This is a genomic window from Aeromonas sobria, from assembly GCF_050266975.1.
Taxonomy (GTDB): Bacteria; Pseudomonadota; Gammaproteobacteria; order Enterobacterales; family Aeromonadaceae; genus Aeromonas; species Aeromonas sobria_B.
This window is the reverse complement of the sequence record NZ_JBKISU010000115.1, coordinates 1-380: the sequence shown is the minus strand read 5'-3', so window position 1 is coordinate 380 and position 380 is coordinate 1. Positions and strand designations below refer to the sequence as shown.

Genomic DNA, 380 nt, shown 5'->3' with positions numbered 1-380 from the left:
TGGCGCTGTCGCGGCCCGGCTGGGATTCGTTGCCTGCCGCATCCACGATGGTCGCCGTCACGGTCAGCGCCTCGCCGTCGGCCGGACGGTCAAACTCGTAGTCCACCTTGCCAGCAAGGATGTCGGCATCGCTCAGCACCCGGTCAGGCTGGCCGCTCACCTTGAGGGCGTCACCGGCCTGGGCCTCGCCCGGCAGGGTCACTGCCACGTTCACGGGGCCCGCTATTTCGCTGCGGTCGATGGTGCCGTCGTCGTTCTTGTCTTCGGTGATGACCACGGTCGGCGCCGCGGTGGCAGTGGTGTCGCCCATCACCGCGCTGTCGCTACCTTCCGGCGAGACGTTGCCCGCCGCATCCACCAGGGTGGCGGTCACGGTCAGC

At 69.2% G+C, this 380-nt stretch carries 1 protein-coding gene; it reads right to left on the bottom strand.

The annotated features are described in order from the left end of the window. The coding region (locus ACLHZ1_RS20680; protein WP_427263548.1) for a hypothetical protein at nucleotides 1–380 on the bottom strand (380 nt) is incomplete at both ends.